The organism is Arthrobacter sp. TB 23 (assembly GCF_000294595.1).
Classification (GTDB): domain Bacteria; phylum Actinomycetota; class Actinomycetes; order Actinomycetales; family Micrococcaceae; genus Arthrobacter_D.
Genome location: NZ_ALPM01000018.1, coordinates 22,875 through 39,980, shown reverse-complemented (window position 1 = coordinate 39,980; position 17,106 = coordinate 22,875). Strand labels below are relative to the sequence as shown.

Here is a 17,106-nt window from a genome sequence, read left to right as displayed (position 1 = left end):
CCCGCCAGCGACGAGCTGGGGCTAGGCGTGCCCCGCCGTCTGCATCTGCCGCAGCTCTTTCTTCAGGTCCCCGACCTCGTCGCGTAGCCTCGCGGCGAGCTCGAAGTGCAGGTCAGCCGCCGCCGAGTGCATCTGGTCGGTGAGCTGACCGATCAGGTCGGTGAGGTCCTCGGCCGGCACTGCGGCAAGGCCGTCATGCCGGACAGGGGCGCCGCCCTTGGCCGTCTTGCCGCCCTTGCGCTTCTTGCCCGACTCCGCCAGGAGCGCCCGGGTATCGGCGTCCTCCTGGGCGATGGAATCGGTGATGTCAGCAATCCGCTTCCGCAGGGGCTGCGGATCAACCCCGTGCTTGAGGTTGTATGCCACCTGGATCTCACGACGTCGGTTGGTTTCGTCGATGGCTTTGGCCATCGAATCGGTGATCCGGTCCGCGTACATGTGCACCTCACCCGAGACGTTACGGGCCGCACGCCCGATGGTCTGGATCAGGGAGGTGGCGCTGCGCAGGAACCCTTCCTTGTCGGCGTCGAGGATGCTGACCAGCGACACTTCAGGAAGGTCAAGGCCTTCACGGAGCAGGTTGATGCCCACCAGGACGTCGAAAGTCCCGAGCCTCAACTCACGCAACAGCTCCACCCGGCGCAGGGTATCCACGTCTGAGTGCAGGTATTCAACCTTCACCCCATGTTCCAGCAGGTACCCGGTCAAATCTTCGGCCATCCGCTTGGTCAGGGTGGTGACGAGCACCCGCTCGTTCAGTTCCACCCGGGTGCGGATCTCCCCCAGCAGGTCATCGATCTGGCCCTTGCTGGGCTTGACCACCACCTCCGGGTCGATCAGACCGGTCGGCCGGATGATCTGCTGCACGTACCCATCCGACTTGCCCAGCTCATACTTCCCGGGGGTTGCCGAGAGGTAGACGGTCTGCCCGATCCGGTCCAGGAACTCGTCCCACTTGAGCGGCCGGTTGTCCATCGCGGAGGGGAGCCGGAACCCATGGTCCACGAGGGTGCGCTTCCGGGACATGTCACCTTCATACATGGCACCGATCTGCGGAATGGTCACGTGCGACTCGTCGACTACCAGCAGGAAGTCGTCGGGGAAGTAGTCGAGCAGGCAGTGCGACGCCGAGCCCGGACCGCGGCCGTCGATGTGTCGGGAGTAGTTCTCGATCCCGTTGCAGAACCCCATCTGCTGCATCATTTCGAGGTCATAGGTGGTCCGCATCCGCAACCGCTGGGCTTCGACCAGTTTGTTCTGCGACTCCAGCTCGTCCAGGCGGACCTGGAGCTCATCCTCGATCTGCTTGACCGCCCGGTTCATGCGCTCGGGGCCCGCGACATAGTGCGACGCCGGGAACACATACATTTCGGTCTCTTCCCTGACGATTTCACCGGTCAGCGGGTGCAGGGTGTAGATCTTCTCGACCTCGTCGCCGAAGAACTCAATGCGAAGCGCCAGTTCCTCATACATGGGGATGATTTCGACGGTGTCGCCACGCACCCTGAAGGTGCCCCGGTGGAAGTCGATGTCGTTGCGGGTGTACTGCATTGACACGAACTTCCGCAGCAAATCGTCGCGGTTCATCTGCTGGCCGGTTTCCAGTGTGACCATCCCGGCAACATATTCTTCGGGGGTGCCCAGACCATAGATGCAGGACACGGTGGCCACCACGATCACGTCCCGGCGGGTCAGCAGGGCGTTGGTGGCGGAATGCCGGAGCCGTTCCACTTCCTCGTTGACCGAGGAGTCCTTCTCGATGAAGGTGTCCGTCTGGGGAACGTAGGCTTCCGGCTGGTAGTAATCGTAATACGAGACGAAGTATTCGACCGCGTTGTTGGGCAGCAGTTCGCGGAACTCGTTCGCCAGCTGCGCCGCGAGGGTCTTGTTCTGCACCATCACGAGCGTGGGCCGCTGGACCTGTTCGATCAGCCACGCAGTCGTCGCGCTCTTGCCGGTACCGGTGGCGCCCAGCAGCACCACGTCCTTCTCGCCCGCCTTGACGCGTTCACTGAGTTCGGCAATCGCGGCAGGCTGGTCACCGGCAGGCTTGAATTCGCTGATCACTTCGAAAGGGGCTACCACCCGTTTAATTTCCTGCGCAAGGCTCATATAAATACGTTAGACCCTCCCCCGGACAATCAGCGTCCTGAATGGGGCAACTTAGCCGACGGCAGAAGAGGGCTGAGCAGTCCAGCCAGTGTCGGCAATCCAGCGTTTCAGCAGCGGATCTGCGACGGTGGTGAACCATTTCTCCTTGCACTCCGCGTAGCCCTCGGTAGTCGCATCCCGGGTGTGCTGGGCCGCACACCGCTCCTTCTCCGCCTGGTACTGGGCCGCGGCGCCCGGGTCGGAGCGCAGCCAGTCCCTGAACGACAGGGCATACCGCCATCCAGGCGAACCCTCAACCCGAACATGAAGGTTAACCGCGCGACCAGGGTCGGCGTTGGCGTGCAGACGCTTCCCCCATCGGGAGGGGTCGGGAACGTCCTGTTTGGGTTCATCCCGTGTGATGCCTTCGAGCAGCGGAAACCCTGCTGCGACCAGCTTTCCGGCAATCGCGTCGGCGTCTTCAAGGGTCGCGACGGTGACCTGCAGGTCGAGGACATCCTTGGCGGCCAACCCGGGCACAGCGGTCGACCCGATATGGTCGACCGCCAGCACCAGGGGATCAACCAGACGCACCCTGCCCATGATCCGTCCGGCCTGTTCCGGCCAGTCGTCGCGGGAAGGCACCAGTTGCGGGCCACCACTGCGTGCGGCCCGAACGCCGCGCAACAGGTTGTGGTTGAAGGGCACCAGTCGTTCGTCCCAGAGGCGGTCGACGGCGGCCAGCAGATCCTGTGGGGTGCTGTCGTTGACGAGGACGACGTCGGCGGCTGCCTTCCGCTCGGCACGCGTGGCTTGCGCACCAATCCGGGCCCGCGCGTCGTCGTCGCTCATTCCCCGGAGGCGGGTCAGCCGCTCGATCCGGACGCTGTCGGGAGCGTCGACCACCACCACCAAATGGAACTGGTGCTGCTGGCCGGTCTCCACCAACAAGGGAATATCCTGCACGACGACGGCGTCCGGGGGCGCAGCCGCCGTCAGCTCACGGGCGCGTTCCCGCACCAACGGGTGGATGATCGAATTCAACGTCATCCGGCGGGACGGGTCACCGAAAATGGCTGCCGCCAGCGCCGGCCGATCCAGGCTACCGTCCGGAAGCAGCACCTTCTCACCGAATTCGGCGGCCACGGCTGCCAGCCCGGCCGATCCTGGTTCCACGGCCGCGCGGGCCAGCACATCGGCGTCGACCAGCACCGCGCCGAGCTCTGCCAGCCTTGAGGCGACAAGTGATTTCCCTGCTGCGATCCCGCCGGTGAGGCCAATTCTGAGCATGTCCCCACCCTAATACGTGGGATGTGCCCGCCGCCCTCCAGATGCCTGGCTCCACGGCAGTCCTCGGCGATCCTCGGCAATCCTCGGCAGGCGGGGTACGGGTGCTCCCCCGCTGGCAGGCCCGGTGAGCAGGACCGTCCCTGCTCCCCGAGCCTGCTCGTCACTGGGACATTTGCGCTGGCGCAACCTCCCGCCCACTAGACTGGGGCCGGTGAATGACAGTGGAATAATCGGCTACACAACGGTCCGGGGCGAGCACCGCCACGAGACCGATGTGCGTCGGTCACGCTTCATCACTGTCGTCCGGCGGATTGCCAGCGAGGACGAGGCACGGTTGCTCCTCACCGAGCTGCGCCGGGAGTTCCACGACGCGCGCCACCATTGCAGCGCCGTCGTGCTGGGTCCTGATCGGTCGGTCCAGCGCGCCAACGACGACGGCGAGCCGTCGGGTACCGCCGGTGCCCCCATGCTGGACGCCATCCTCAAACGCGACAATGCCGATGGCGAGGCTGACCTGAGCGACGTCGCGGTGGTGGTGGTCCGCTATTTCGGTGGAGTGTTGCTTGGTGCTGGCGGACTGGTTCGCGCCTATTCCGACGCTGCCTCCCAGGCGCTGGACTCGGCGCCACGTGTCCGACGACGACTGTTGCAGCTCCTGGCGGTCCCGGTGGCTCACACCGACGCGGGGCGGGTCGAAAACGAGCTCCGCAACGCAGGCGTCGACGTCCTGGGAACCGACTATCCGGCGGAACGGGCCACCATCCGGGTGGCCATACCGGCCGGGAACGCATCGATCGACGAGTTTCGCGCCCGCCTCGCCTCACTGACCGCCGGCCAGTCCGGCGCCCAACTACTCGACCTGAAATGGGTGGACTGTGACTGACTTTTCCTTTGACAACCTTCGACGGGCTCCCGACGTCGAGGCCCCGAACCTCTTTGCGTTCGACGCCACCGATCGGCTCCTCCTCGACACCGCCGGCACGGCGATCAACGCCGACCGGGACGGCGTCGTCGTCATCGGGGACCACTACGGTGCGCTCACTCTCGGCGCCGCCGCGCTGCATGGGGCACACTCGATTCGCACCCACCAGGACCCGCTCTCCGGTGAGCTCGCGTTGACAGCCAACGCGCACACCGCTGGCCTGGCCGCGGCCTTCTCCCACTATCCGCTCAACGAGGACCTGCTGGCTGGCGCCCGCACGGTCCTGCTGCAGCTGCCCAGGTCGCTGGCCGCGCTGGATGAGATCGCGTGGACGATCGCCCGCTACGCGAGCCCGGACGTCACTGTGTTCGCCGGCGGCCGGGTCAAACACATGACCACCGCGATGAACGGCATTCTGGCCCGCCACTTCACCACTGTGGCTGCCGGACTGGCACGCCAGAAGTCCCGGATCCTGACGGCGTCGGCGCCCGTGGCCACCTCCGCCAGCGGGTTTCCGGTGGAGGTGAAGCACGACGTCGGCCTGCCCGCACCGCTGATCCTCAAAGCTTTCGGCAGCACCTTTGGTGGCGCCAAACTGGATGCGGGGACCCGGTACCTGCTCCCGGCCCTCTCCGCGGCCCGAGCTGCGGGGCAGGCAATCGATCTGGGGTCGGGTAATGGCACGATTGCCGCCTATCTCGCCCTCACGCGGCCTGCGATGGAGGTTGTTGCAACGGACCGGTCGGCGTCAGCTGTTGCGTCCTCCCGCGCGACCGCCGATGCCAATGGTGTCGGCGACCGGATCACGGTCGTGCGGGATGATGCCCTGTCCTCGATGCCCGACTCATCAGCCGAGCTCATTGTGCTGAACCCGCCCTTTCACATGGAGGGCACCGTTCACTCCGGGATTGCCCTGAAGCTTTTCGCCGATGCTGGCCGGGTGCTCAAACCGGGAGGTGAACTCTGGACGGTCTGGAACAGCCACCTCCAGTATCGGACCCCGCTCGCCTCCATGGTTGGCCCCACCCGGCAGGCCGCCAGGAACCCAAAATTCACCGTCACAGTGTCCACCCGGCGCTGAGGCGTCCGGTCCGGAAATCGGCCCCGTCACGCAATGATCAGTGAACTTACTTTCTGGAATATACTTCGGGAATGTCCACAGCTCAGCAGTCAGCCCCGTCCAAGCTAAAGCAGCCTCCGCAGCTGTGCCCGCAGCCGACCTGGCAGGTTCGACGTCGCCACTGGTCGACGTCGTCAACGCCACCGGGTTCGGGATCCCCGAGTGGATCTTCGGACTGGTGGCCCTCATCGCCGTCGCCAACGGGTCGCTGCTCACCATGATCATGGCAAGCCGGCTGACCTATGGGATGGCCGAACAAGGCCTGCTGCCATCGGTGCTGGGCCGGGTACTCCCCAACCGGCACACACCGTGGGTCGCCATCATTGCGACCACCGTTGCCGCGATGATCCTCAGCAGCACCGGTGATCTGGCATCGCTGGCGGAGACGGTCGTGGTGCTGCTGCTGTTCGTGTTCCTCAGCACCAACATCGCCGTGCTGGTGCTTCGCAAGGACCGAGTGGACCACCAGCACTTCCAGATTCCGGTGATCTTTCCCTATCTGGCGATCGCGTCCTGTGTCCTGCTCATGACGCAGCAGAGCGCCGACATCTGGTTACGCGCGGGAATCCTGGTGGCTATTGGCCTGGTGCTGTATGCGATTCGACACAGCACGACCCGCCACTCCGCCCCGGACCGCACCGCGGACTCCGACCGAGCAGTGAGGCACTGACCGATGCGCGTCACGACCGCACTCGGCAAGGGGTTCGCCAGCCTGTTCGCTACGATGAAAGCCGTCAGGCCGCAGCGTCCTATTCACCCCGACGGCGTTTGGCTCACCGGGACACTCACCCGGACCGGGCCACCTGTTTCCAGCGGCATATCCTGGATCGATGGCACCGGCCAGGACCCGATCCAGGCGCGGCTGTCCCGCTCGGTGGGGCTACCGCGCTGGAGCCCTGACATTCTTGGCCTGGCCTTGCGGGTCCCCCACGGGTCTGACCACTTTGATGTGCTGCTCGCATCCACCGGTGCGTCATTTCCCGCCCGGTTCGTCCTGCTCCCGCAGCGGAATGTCCAGGCCGCCAAATTCACGTCAATGATGCCGTACAAGGGCGGGAAGTCAGCCGTTCTGCTGGCGGCTTTTCCTCTTGACCCGAGTGGCCGGATGCCAGCCACGCCTGCCGGGCTCCGTATGGGCTTGGCGAAGCGTCCCCTGGAACTGGCCCTGTGCTTCAGCCGTCCCCTGGGTGATTGGACCCGGTTCGGCACTCTGGTGCTGACCCTGGAAGAGCTTGAGCCGGTGCTGGTGGCACGGGGCGGTGATCCGACGGGTTTGCGTTTTGACCCGGTCCGGCGCCCGCTGCCCGGATCCGAAACCTATGCCTGGACCCGGGCGCTCCGGGAACCGTCCTATGCCGAAGCCAGGGTTGCACCGGGCCACGCGCTCCCGGGTTCAGACTCACGCTGAGCAGCCCCCTCTGGTGCGTGCGCCCGAACACGGCAGGCAAAACGCGAGACTGAACGGAATTGGGCGCAAAAAAGGTCCCCACCATTACGGTGGGGACCTTTTCAGGTGCTAGCGCTGGACCTTAGTTGCCGGTCAGCTTTTCGCGCAGTGCGGCAAGTGCCTCGTCTGACGCGAGCGTACCCGTGCCGACGTTGCTGTTGCTGCTGGCGTTCGTGCTCTCAGTGGCGGCTGGCTCAGAGGAGTAGCTCGTGGAGCTTGACTCGACTGGCTCGTTGGCAGCAGCTGCATCGTCAGATGCGTGCTGCACAACCTGCTTCTTGTGAGCTTCCCAGCGTGACTGGGCTTCAGCGTACTGAGCTTCCCAGGTCGCGCGCTGAGAGTCGTAACCCTCGAGCCATTCGTTGGACTCTGGGTCGAAGCCCTCTGGGTACTTGTAGTTGCCTTCTTCGTCGTACTCGGCAGCCATACCGTACAGAGCCGGATCGAACTCGGTGCTGTCGGCGTCGACGCCCTCGTTAGCCTGCTTGAGGGAGAGCGAGATCCGACGACGTTCGAGGTCGATGTCGATGACCTTGACGAACAGTTCGTCGCCAACCGAGACAACCTGCTCTGCCAGCTCCACGTGGCGGACAGCCAGCTCGGAGATGTGGACCAGGCCTTCGATGCCGTCTTCGACGCGAACGAACGCACCGAAGGGAACAAGCTTGGTGACCTTACCCGGAACAACCTGCCCGAGGGCGTGGGTGCGGGCGAAGGTCTGCCATGGATCTTCCTGGGTGGCCTTGAGCGACAGTGAGACACGCTCGCGGTCCAGGTCCACCTCGAGAACCTCGACGGTGACTTCCTGGCCAACTTCGACAACCTCGGACGGGTGATCGATGTGCTTCCAGGACAGCTCGGAAACGTGAACGAGTCCGTCGACGCCGCCCAGGTCCACGAAGGCACCGAAGTTGACGATCGAGGATACAACGCCCGGACGAACCTGGCCCTTTTCCAGCTTGTTGAGGAACGTGGAACGCACCTCGGACTGGGTCTGCTCAAGCCAGGCACGGCGGGACAGGACCACGTTGTTGCGGTTCTTGTCCAGCTCGATGATTTTCGCTTCGATCTTCTGACCGATGTAGGGAGCAAGATCGCGTACACGACGCATCTCAACCAAGGACGCGGGCAGGAAGCCGCGGAGGCCGATGTCGAGGATGAGTCCACCCTTGACAACTTCGATGACCGTACCGGTGACGACGCCGTCTTCTTCCTTGACCTTCTCGATATCGCCCCAGGCACGCTCGTACTGAGCGCGCTTCTTGGACAGGATCAGTCGGCCTTCTTTGTCCTCTTTGGTGAGCACCAGTGCTTCGACCTGATCGCCAACGGAGACAACGTCTCCGGGATCAACGTCGTGCTTAATGGACAGCTCACGGGAAGGGATAACACCCTCGGTCTTGTAACCGATGTCGAGCAGAACTTCGTCGCGGTCAACCTTGACTACCGTTCCTTCAACGAGGTCTCCGTCGTTGAAGTACTTGATGGTGGCGTCAATGGCTGCGAGGAAGTCCTCAGCGGTGCCGATGTCGTTGATCGCGACCTGCGGTGCACCTGGCTTCTCGGTGGTGGTGATGGTCATGTAGTTGGGACTCCGTTGTGGATGATTAGTTGATCCGGAGAGCGACGCCTGGGCAACAGGAAACTCTGCTGATTCAGATGGAGCTCGTCCGGAAGTGGACTTTTGGAGAGAAAACGACTTACCTGATGTTGCTTGGCAACCCGTTTCGCAGTGCGCATTACACGCCCGTCTAGTCTAGCCGTTTGGGCCAACACAGGTCAAAGCGGCGGGCGACGCCGGGTGCCGGGTCAGAAGTGGGTAATGCAGTACGGATCGGTCGGGGTCTGGAAGATCCGGTCGACGACGGCGAGGCTCCCCTGTCCTGTGGGCCCCTGTTCGGTGAGGTGCCCGGCAGCGGCCAGAGTCCGGGCTGGAACGCCGCCCAGATACATCGACCCGAGCGCCGTGACATCGACGCGGAGCTGCGTGTCGGCGTCGTCGTCGAGTCGTGCCACCGACCCGGAGCCGTTCTCGACCGTCAACCGGAACCGGCCCGCGGCATAGCCGAGAGGATCCACGATTTCCAGGCTGACCGTTCCCGCACCCTGGTAACCCCGTGCTTCGAGGGCAGCAATGGGGTCGAGGATGCGCAGCCACAGGACATCCTCGTCGCCAATGAGTTTGTAGCAGCGACGATCCTGCAGGGCCCACGGCAGGGGGTCGTTCACGGGTGCCAGATCGAAGGTGATGCGCTGGACGAGGTCGATTGCGCCAAGGTAACGCCACAGCTCGAGGTAGGCGGCGTCGGAGACGGCGACCAGATCAACAATCTTCATCGTGTACGGGGTGGTCCCCCAGCCGGAGAATTTGTAGGACACGAACCCGTCGGGCCGGCCGTCGTCGTCGTAATGCACCGCGACGCGCACACCCTTGTCCTCGACGGGCCGTTCCTCGCCCCAGCGGCCGGAGGCACGCTGCGGGTAGGCGAACTGGCGTCCCACCGAACCGGTGGTGGCGTGATGGAACCGGGCGAAAATCTGTTCGGACAGTGCTGCCGCGGAGGCCGGTGCCACGATCTCGGTGACACCGAACGCCGGCGTGCGCAACGCGAACCGCTCCTTCACATCCACCTCGATGTTGCGGGTGAACGTTGCAGCACCGAAACCGAACCTGCCGTAGATCGTCGCCTCCGATGCGGTCAGCGCTGCGATGGCGAGACCTTTGGACGCGGCGGACTGCAGATCACTGGTCATCATGGTGCGCAGCAGCCCACGACGGCGGTGGGTGGGGCGCACGGTGACGGCAGTGATCTGGTGCGCGTCAAGCAACTGGCCGTTGCCGACGTTGAGGGAGTTGACCATGGTGGCGTAGGTGGCCACCGGAATGCTGGCATCCCACGCGTGTGCACTGGCAGCGTCGTCGTAGGCACCCCACAGGGTCCGGCTGTCGGAGGTGAACGCCGCGGCATAGGTGGCTAGATCCTCCGGCTCGGTGCGGGCTTCGTGGAAGCCGAACCGGACCGCTTCGAACCAGTGGGCCAGGGCACCGTCGGATGAGGAATCTGTCTCAGCTGTCACCGTGAAGGTGTCGATGCGCAGTGCGGATGGGGCGGCGGAGTCTTGGGTAGCGGTCACGATCCATCAGCCTAGTGTGGCGGAGCGCCCGGCACCAGTGAGCTGCCGGCGGCAGTGAACTCCCGGCGCCAGTACGTAGCGCCCGGCACCAGTGCGTATGCCCGGTGCCCCGAGCGGGTCTGGTCTAGTGCGCGGCCTCATGCCAGCTCGCTCCCACACCCACCGAGACGTCCAACGGAACCGTGAGGTCAGCCGCGGCCCCCATCTGCTCCCGCACCAACAGCTCCATGGTGTCCCGCTCACCGGGCGCAATCTCGAGCACCAGCTCATCGTGTACCTGGAGCAGCATGCGGGATGAGAGACCCTGCCGCCGCAGTTCGGCGTCGACGCCGAGCATCGCCTTCTTGATGATGTCGGCAGCCGAGCCCTGGATGGGCGCGTTCAACGCCGCCCGTTCAGCCATTTCCCGCAACTGCCGGTTGTCGCTGGAAAGATCTGGCAGGTACCGGCGGCGGCCCTCGATGGTGGACGTGAACCCGTCGACCCGTGCCTGCTCCACGACACCGCGCAGGTAGTCGCGGACGGCGCCGAACCGGTCGAAGTAGTCGCCCATCAGGGTGCGGGCCTCGTCCACCGAAATGGCGAGCTGCTTGGAGAGTCCAAACGAGCTCAGACCGTAGACCAGGCCGTAGGACATCGCTTTCACCTTGGACCGCATCGCGCTGGTGACCTCGGCGGGTGCGACGCCGAAAATGTGGGCACCGACAAACCGGTGCAGGTCCTCCCCATCGCGGAACGCCTGGATGAGGCCCTCATCCCCGGACAGGTGCGCCATGATGCGCATTTCAATCTGCGAGTAGTCGGCGGTCATCAGGCAGTCAAAGCCGTCACCGACGACGAACACCTCGCGGATCCGCCGGCCTTCGTCGGAGCGCACCGGGATGTTCTGCAGGTTCGGGTTGGTCGAGGAGAGCCGTCCCGTGGCCGCGATGGTCTGGACGTACGTGGTGTGGATCCGGCCGTCGTCGGCCACTGACTTCCGCAGCCCCTCGACCGTCTGACGGAGTTTGGAGGCGTCCCGGTGAGCCAGGAGCTGTTCAAGGAACGGATGCCCGGTCTTCACAATCAGGTCAGTCAGCGCATCAGCGTCGGTTGAGTAGCCGGTCTTGATCTTCTTGGTTTTGGGCAGTTCAAGCTCGTCGAACAGGACCGCCTGCAGCTGCTTGGGCGACCCCAGGTTGATTTCCTTGCCGATGATCCTGAACGCCTCGGCGCTCGTGGTGCTCATGGTCGCCGAAAAGTCATCAAACAACTGGTCCAGCCGGTCCATCGCCACGGATACGCCGGTGAGCTCCATTTCCGCCAGCACCTCGGCCAGGGGCAGTTCGAGCCCGCCGAGCAACTGGTTGGCGCCCCGCTCCACCAGTTGGCCGGCGAAGTACTCGCTGAGCTGCAGGGCGGCGAAGGCGCGGGCGACGGCGGGGGACGCGACATCCTCGTCTTCCAGCTGGAGCGCGAGCTGCCCCCCGGTGGTCCCTGCAGCGGGCGCGATCGACATTTTCAGGTGCGACTGGCTCAGGTCCGCCAGATCGTAGGCCCGACGGTCCGGCTGGATCAGGTACCCGGAGATGGCCGTGTCATCCACCACCCCGGCAAGTTTCAGCCCGCGCGCGGCGAGTAGTTTGTAGGCGGCTTTGAAGTCATGGGCCACCTTGGGTGCACTGAGGTCACCCAGCCAGCCGGCAAGCACCTGCTCAGCCTCAGCGTCGAGCGTCTCCAGATCCAGGTACGCCGCGGCGGTCGAGGTGACAATCGCCAGCCCGACGACGTCGTCGTTCCCGGTCGTTGACTGGGTCACCAGCTGGACGGCTGCGATGGCCTGGTTGGTCGCTTTGAACCATTCGGTCAGGTCGGCCGCGCTGGTCAGGACCACGTGCTCCGGCGGGGTCATTTCGTCGTGGGACTCGGCGGCGTCTTCTTCCCCGAACAGGTCGAAGAGGCGTTTGCGGAGGACGTTGAACTGGAGGGAGTCGAACAGCTCCTCGACGGCCGGGCGGTCGGGAGTCCTGGACACCATCGTGTCCAGCTCAACCGGCAGGTCCAGGTCAAGGTGCAACTGGTTCAGGCGGCGGTTACGCTTCACCAGCTCGATGTGCTCCCGGAGCGAGTCCCCCACCTTCCCCTTGATGGCGTCGAGGTTCTCGAGGATGCCGTCCAGTCCGCCGTACAGCTTGATCCACTTGGCAGCCGTCTTGGGGCCCACTCCTGGGACTCCCGGCAGGTTGTCGGCGGTTTCCCCGACCAACGCGGCCAGGTCGGAATACTTGTCCGGCGGGACGAGGTACTTCTCCTCCACCGCCTGCGCATCCATTTGCGGAATGTTGGTGACACCCTGCTTCGGATACAGCACGGTGACGCGGTCGTTGACCAGCTGGAAGGCATCGCGGTCACCGCTGACCACCTGAACATCCCAGCCTTCGGCGGCGGCCCGGACCGAGAGGGTCGCGATGATGTCGTCGGCCTCGTACCCCTCCATCGACAGGGTGGGGATGTGCATCGCCTGCATCACCTTGATGATGAGGTCCACCTGGCCATGGAATTCCGTCGGCGTCTTCGCGCGGCCCGCCTTGTACTCGGTGTACTCCTCGGTTCTGAACGTTGGGGTGCTCAGGTCCAGTGCCACCGCCACATGGGTGGGCTTCTGGTCCCTGATCAGGTTGATCAGCATCGCCGTGAACCCGTAGACGGCATTGGTGTGCTGCCCCGTGTCGGTGGAGAAGTTCTCGGCCGGCAGGGCGTAGAACGCCCGGTAGGCCATCGAGTGGCCATCAATGACGAGGAGGCGTTTACGGGATCCGTCGGCCGGCCCGGTGGCCGTCGGCGGAGCGTCCGTCAGAGTCGTGGCGGCTACGGGAACATCGGGTTTGGTTGTTTGACTCACAGGTGCCAGCCTAGTTCCCATGACCGACAATTACACTCCGGAGTCGTCCGGACAGGAACCGCCCGCCAACCCGTTCGCTGCCGAGCTGGCCGCCGCCGGTGTGCCTGAAGAGATGCACGACTGGCTCAGCGGCCACGGCATCGGTCGCCTCGCCGCGAAAATGGGAATTGTGTTCACCGAGATGACCGCTGGCCGGCTGGTTGCCACCATGCCGGTCGAAGGGAACGAACAGGTTGCCGGAATCCTCCACGGGGGCGCGCATCTGGTCCTGGCCGAGACGCTGGGCTCCTTCGCCGCAGGCCTGCACGCTGGCCGGGACCGCCAGGCGATGGGGATTGAGATCAGTGCAACCCATCACCGGTCGGCGTCGTCGGGCCTGGTTACCGGCACCGCGACAGCCGTCCATCTGGGCCGCACGCTGACCACCCACGAAGTGGTGATGACCGACGACGACGGCCGCCGGCTCTCCACCGCCCGGATCACCAACATCATCCGCGACCTCCGCTGACGAATCCGTTGACCCCGGCCGTAGACCGCCCAACCGGCCCCTGAAACGGCCCCGAGGGAAAGGACCGCCGGTTGCAATCGGCGGTCCTGACCCGGAGGGCCGCTTCTGCGCGAAAGGGCCCCCGTCTCTGCACCAAAAAGCCCCCGTTTCTGCGCGAAAGTGCCCCGCAACCCCGGAGTGGGTGAACTATTGCCGGGAGCATTGACAAGGTTCGAAAGTCTGAGGATGCTGGCATTCACAGCGGTTCACCGTTTCAGCGGATAGGGGGCGCCTCTCCCCGATGATGCAGGAAGTGGGGACGGGTATGTCTACGAGCATTCCGGTCCAATGGAATTTGAAATTGTTGGGGTACTGGCGTCTTGAACGTGAGCACCAGCCGGTCACTGTCGCGTTCCGGCAGCAGCGGCTCATCGCTGCGCTGGCCCTGCGCGGCGGCCGCCGACGAAGCTACGTCGCCGGGCTCCTGTGGCCCGACCGTACCGATGCGCAAGCCTCGGGAAGCCTGCGTGCCTGCCTGTGGAACATTGCCCACCAGCTTCCCGGTCTCCTGCAGCCAGCCAGCGATCCGCTTGCCCTCGCCCCGGGAATTGTGATCGACGTCGACGAGCTGCTCGTCCGCGTGGATCGGGTCAACCGAACGGGCCTGCTCGACGTCGGTGCACCGGTAAGGGAGGGGCTGGCCGGCGACCTTCAGACGGCGGACCTCCTGCCGGGCTGGGATGAAGACTGGCTGCGGGTAGATCAGGACAGGCTCTTCAGGCAGCGGCTCGCCGCCCTGGAGGACCTGGCCAACGCCTACCTGGCTCAGGGCCAGCTCTCGCCCGCCCTCGACGCGGCGACGGCCGCTGTCGCGTTGGACCCGCTCCTGGAGAGCGTGCAACGGACGCTCTTGCGGATTCATCTGGCGGCTGGCAACCATGGTTCGGCAATCCGCAGCTATCGCACCTATCTGACGACCCTCAACCGGGAGTGCGGGGTCAGGCCGTCCACCCGGATCACGGACCTCATCCGTCCGCTGCTCCAGGCGCAGGAGCCCACAGTGCGCGCGGAACCAGCGCCCACCTTCAGCGCCATCCTGCACCCGTCCTTCGAGTAGGTCCAGCCATGTCAGAGCCTGCTGCCGGCCCGCAACCCCCGTTACCCCCTCCCCTCGCGCCGCCGACGAACCGCACCTGGCGGGAACAGGCGATCACCACCGCCGCCCAGTTGCGGACCCTCGCGGAATGGGTCAGCCTCATCGACCCCCCAGCGGGGGCGCCGCCAGGCCAGGCGAGCGCGAAGACCGCCCTGGACCACGCAATCACGTGGCACCTCAACGAAGCGTCCACCGTCGCGGAGCAGAAGTCGCCGGCCATTCAGACCTCATTCAATGGAGCAGTGGTGGAACGGGTCCTCAGCCAACTTGACGCCGCGCAGGTGGCACTTCTGCTGCGGGCACCGTTGGACTACGTCCAGTCGCAACTGCCGGGGATCCAGGCGCACGCCCGGCAGCACCTGCAGCGGGGAGACCCGCACCGGGTCGCTGTCGAAGACGTCGTGGCAGCGTCACTTGGCACCCCCCTGGATGAATCCGGGCGGATGACCCTGGTGGCTGCGTTCAGGGCGTCCTGCCTCGAGTCCCGGGAGGAATTCTCGCGGGTGCGCAGCTTCCGCAACGTGCTCATCATGGGCGCGCTCGTCCTGACCGTACTGGCGACGGCCCTCGCCGTCGCCGGCTGGATCCGGCCGGAGGAGCTGCGGCTGTGTTTCGAACCAGCCGAGGGCGTTGCCTGCCCCACGGGCAGCAGGCCCCGGCCCTGGGATGTGTTCTTCATCGAATCGTTCGGACTGATAGCGGCGGCCGTCTCAGGTGCCGCTTCGCTCCGCCATGTCAGGGGCACCTCGACCCCCTACGGTCTCCCACTGGCCCTGGCAATTCTGAAGCTCCCCGCAGGTGCGCTGACGGCAGTACTGGGACTGCAGCTCATGCGCGGCGGCTTCGTCCCCGGGTTGAGCGATCTGGACAATCCCGCCCAGATCGTGGCCTGGGCGATCACCTTCGGCGCCGCCCAACAGTTGTTCACCGGGCTGGTGGACCGGCAGGCGCAAAACGTGCTCGACGACGTCGGCGGCAAAACCGGTGGCACCGCGAACACCAACGGGCCGTAGCCGACTGCGCGGCGCCAGCCGGGAGTGCGTCCCGGACGTCGCTGCTACCGGACGTCGCTGCTACCGGACGTCGCTGCTACTGGATGTCGCTGTCGGGCGGAGGCAGGAGGAAGCGGGTCTCACCGTCCACGGAGGACACCCCCTCGACCGCTTCCAGATCCGGCCGGCAGTTCTCCGGCGCTGAGCCGGTGATCATGCCCACGTTGTCGAGCACCCGGTCAACCTCCAACCCGCAGGACCGCAACTGTTCCGCGACCTCCTGGATCGCGGAACGATGCAGGTCATCAACGGTGACGGTGAAGATCATGACCCCTCATTCCTGCGGTGCCATCACCAGACCGGAGCCGACGTCGACCGACGCCTGCAGCAACCGTTGGCTCTCCTGAGCCATCAGGGACCACAGCTCCCGCCCCCGGTAGCCTGATGCCTGCGCCCAGAGGGCTGCTACTCCCGCAGCGTGCGGCGTGGCCATCGAGGTGCCGCTGATGGTGTTGTACCGGTCGGGCATCAGCCAGGACGAACGCACCTGGAAACCCGGGCCAGCCACATCCAATTGCCCGCCCCGGATGGGGAGCGTCCTCGCGGAGAAGAAGGCCATCTCGAGGTGCTGGTCCAGCGCGCCCACCGCCATGATGAACGGGCTGTTTGCGGGCGCCCCGACAAAGCCGAAGTCCCCTTGCCGGCGGTCCGCGCCGTTCCCGGCGGCGGCGATGATCAGGTGACCCTGGTCGAGCGCCCGGCGGCCGACCGCCGTATATGGCGGGTGCACCTGCGGAATGTCGGCCCCAAGCGACATCGAAATCACGGCGCACCCGTTCGCCATGGCCCAGTCGATTCCGGCGATGATGCCGCCGTCGCTGCCCGACCCCGAGTCACCGAGTACCTTCCCCGCGAAGATTTCCGCCTCGTAGGCCACGCCATACGCCGGGCCTTCGGATGGTGACCGCGGGCCACAGGAGGTCCCGATGCAGTGGGTGCCGTGTCCGTGCCCGTCCTGGGCCGTCTCACCGGGTACGAAAGACTCAACGGTGATTTGCCGGCCGGCGAAGTCCGGGTGGCTTGAGTCGAACCCGGTGTCCAGCACCGCGACCCGGATACCCTCGCCGCTGAAGGGGGACGTGTCCGCGGCGACGGCCTGAATACCCCAGGTGAGCTGCGCGCTGTCCTGGAACGACGACGAGGCTCCCCCGGGCTCGTCGGTGAGCACGTGGTGGATGAGTTCTGGGGAGACGGAGATGACGGTGCCCTCGTCGGACGACGAGCTGAGTGCCCGCTGCTGTTGCGGATCTGCGGACACGACAGCAACCCCGAGGTGGGAATAATACGTGGCATCCGCTCCCTCGGTGTCGGCTGGAGATGCGGCACGGGTGCCGAAGTCGCGAGAATCAGCGACATGGGACATGCCAGCAGCAGACCGAAGCAGCCCTGGAGCGTTCTCCTCGGCGTCGGCGAAAACAACTATGAAACGACCGGTGGTCTCCGGTTCCTGACCGCGGGGTCGGCTACCTGAGGACTCAGATTCAATCATGGTGGCACTCTACCTCTGGGTTCCTATGGGATAAAG

14 protein-coding genes are annotated in these 17,106 nt (G+C 65.2%); 7 read left to right on the top strand and 7 right to left on the bottom strand.

Features of this window, described 5'->3' with window-relative positions:
* Positions 1 to 21 precede the first annotated feature (21 nt).
* Both uvrB and coaE read right to left on the bottom strand, forming a co-directional pair.
* Entirely contained in the window at positions 22 to 2,112 is a 2,091-nt protein-coding gene (gene uvrB, locus B384_RS0101880; protein ID WP_026040891.1) for an excinuclease ABC subunit UvrB, read from the bottom strand.
* Between the two features lie 51 nt (positions 2,113 to 2,163).
* Positions 2,164 to 3,381: a dephospho-CoA kinase gene (coaE, locus tag B384_RS0101875; RefSeq protein WP_019481447.1), complete on the bottom strand. Its 1,218-nt coding sequence runs from the start codon at positions 3,379 to 3,381 to the stop codon at positions 2,164 to 2,166.
* 211 nt (positions 3,382 to 3,592) lie between these two features.
* Here coaE and B384_RS0101870 point away from each other — a divergent pair, with 211 nt between their 5' ends.
* From B384_RS0101870 to B384_RS17420, 4 genes are all read left to right on the top strand, one after another.
* Positions 3,593 to 4,264, top strand: coding sequence for an IMPACT family protein (locus tag B384_RS0101870; RefSeq protein WP_019481446.1), 672 nt, complete (start codon positions 3,593 to 3,595; stop codon positions 4,262 to 4,264).
* Positions 4,257 to 5,384: a class I SAM-dependent methyltransferase gene (locus B384_RS0101865; protein ID WP_019481445.1), complete on the top strand. Its 1,128-nt coding sequence runs from the start codon at positions 4,257 to 4,259 to the stop codon at positions 5,382 to 5,384. The genes B384_RS0101870 and B384_RS0101865 overlap by 8 nt, the downstream gene beginning before the upstream one ends.
* A 124-nt stretch (positions 5,385 to 5,508) precedes the next feature.
* A complete protein-coding gene (locus B384_RS17425; protein ID WP_019481444.1) occupies positions 5,509 to 6,093 on the top strand; it encodes a YwiC-like family protein in 585 nt (194 codons plus the stop codon).
* 3 nt (positions 6,094 to 6,096) lie between these two features.
* Positions 6,097 to 6,831, top strand: a complete 735-nt coding sequence (locus tag B384_RS17420; RefSeq protein WP_019481443.1) for a hypothetical protein — start codon at positions 6,097 to 6,099, stop codon at positions 6,829 to 6,831.
* Between the two features lie 121 nt (positions 6,832 to 6,952).
* On the opposite strand, the gene rpsA is transcribed toward B384_RS17420, so the two are convergent.
* The 3 genes from rpsA to polA all read right to left on the bottom strand — a co-directional run bounded on the left by rpsA (position 6,953) and on the right by polA (position 12,763).
* On the bottom strand, positions 6,953 to 8,452 hold the full coding sequence (gene rpsA / locus B384_RS0101850; RefSeq protein WP_019481442.1) for a 30S ribosomal protein S1: 1,500 nt from the start codon (positions 8,450 to 8,452) through the stop codon (positions 6,953 to 6,955).
* Positions 8,453 to 8,679: 227 nt separating this feature from the next.
* Entirely contained in the window at positions 8,680 to 10,005 is a 1,326-nt protein-coding gene (locus tag B384_RS0101845) for a GNAT family N-acetyltransferase (protein ID WP_019481441.1), read from the bottom strand.
* Positions 10,006 to 10,129: 124 nt separating this feature from the next.
* Complete coding sequence (polA, locus tag B384_RS0101840) at positions 10,130 to 12,763, bottom strand: DNA polymerase I (protein ID WP_026040889.1); 2,634 nt, start codon at positions 12,761 to 12,763, stop codon at positions 10,130 to 10,132.
* A gap of 142 nt (positions 12,764 to 12,905) precedes the next feature.
* On the opposite strand from polA, the gene B384_RS0101835 reads away from it, so the two are divergent.
* The 3 genes from B384_RS0101835 to B384_RS17410 all read left to right on the top strand — a co-directional run bounded on the left by B384_RS0101835 (position 12,906) and on the right by B384_RS17410 (position 15,542).
* Complete coding sequence (locus tag B384_RS0101835) at positions 12,906 to 13,394, top strand: PaaI family thioesterase (RefSeq protein ID WP_019481439.1); 489 nt, start codon at positions 12,906 to 12,908, stop codon at positions 13,392 to 13,394.
* Between the two features lie 304 nt (positions 13,395 to 13,698).
* Positions 13,699 to 14,490, top strand: a complete 792-nt coding sequence (locus B384_RS17415) for an AfsR/SARP family transcriptional regulator (protein ID WP_192813044.1) — start codon at positions 13,699 to 13,701, stop codon at positions 14,488 to 14,490.
* A gap of 8 nt (positions 14,491 to 14,498) precedes the next feature.
* Entirely contained in the window at positions 14,499 to 15,542 is a 1,044-nt protein-coding gene (locus tag B384_RS17410) for a hypothetical protein (RefSeq protein ID WP_019481437.1), read from the top strand.
* 76 nt (positions 15,543 to 15,618) lie between these two features.
* On the opposite strand, the gene B384_RS0101820 is transcribed toward B384_RS17410, so the two are convergent.
* Together B384_RS0101820 and B384_RS0101815 are read right to left on the bottom strand one after the other, a co-directional pair.
* The gene (locus B384_RS0101820; protein ID WP_019481436.1) at positions 15,619 to 15,849 is read right to left on the bottom strand and encodes a hypothetical protein; all 231 of its coding nucleotides are present in this window, start codon (positions 15,847 to 15,849) and stop codon (positions 15,619 to 15,621) included.
* 6 nt (positions 15,850 to 15,855) lie between these two features.
* The gene (locus B384_RS0101815; protein ID WP_019481435.1) at positions 15,856 to 17,070 is read right to left on the bottom strand and encodes a S8 family serine peptidase; all 1,215 of its coding nucleotides are present in this window, start codon (positions 17,068 to 17,070) and stop codon (positions 15,856 to 15,858) included.
* Between the last annotated feature and the right edge of the window lie 36 nt (positions 17,071 to 17,106).

What these genes read in the sequence shown, in the direction of transcription:
- uvrB (WP_026040891.1), bottom strand. Translation starts at nt 2,112, where the DNA reads ATGAGCCTTGCGCAGGAAATTAAACGGGTGGTAGCCCCTTTCGAAGTG.
- coaE (WP_019481447.1), bottom strand. Translation starts at nt 3,381, where the DNA reads ATGCTCAGAATTGGCCTCACCGGCGGGATCGCAGCAGGGAAATCACTT.
- B384_RS17420 (WP_019481443.1), top strand. Translation starts at nt 6,097, where the DNA reads ATGCGCGTCACGACCGCACTCGGCAAGGGGTTCGCCAGCCTGTTCGCT.
- rpsA (WP_019481442.1), bottom strand. Translation starts at nt 8,452, where the DNA reads ATGACCATCACCACCACCGAGAAGCCAGGTGCACCGCAGGTCGCGATC.
- polA (WP_026040889.1), bottom strand. Translation starts at nt 12,763, where the DNA reads ATGGCCTACCGGGCGTTCTACGCCCTGCCGGCCGAGAACTTCTCCACC.
- B384_RS0101835 (WP_019481439.1), top strand. Translation starts at nt 12,906, where the DNA reads ATGACCGACAATTACACTCCGGAGTCGTCCGGACAGGAACCGCCCGCC.
- B384_RS17415 (WP_192813044.1), top strand. Translation starts at nt 13,699, where the DNA reads ATGTCTACGAGCATTCCGGTCCAATGGAATTTGAAATTGTTGGGGTAC.
- B384_RS17410 (WP_019481437.1), top strand. Translation starts at nt 14,499, where the DNA reads ATGTCAGAGCCTGCTGCCGGCCCGCAACCCCCGTTACCCCCTCCCCTC.
- B384_RS0101820 (WP_019481436.1), bottom strand. Translation starts at nt 15,849, where the DNA reads ATGATCTTCACCGTCACCGTTGATGACCTGCATCGTTCCGCGATCCAG.
- B384_RS0101815 (WP_019481435.1), bottom strand. Translation starts at nt 17,070, where the DNA reads ATGATTGAATCTGAGTCCTCAGGTAGCCGACCCCGCGGTCAGGAACCG.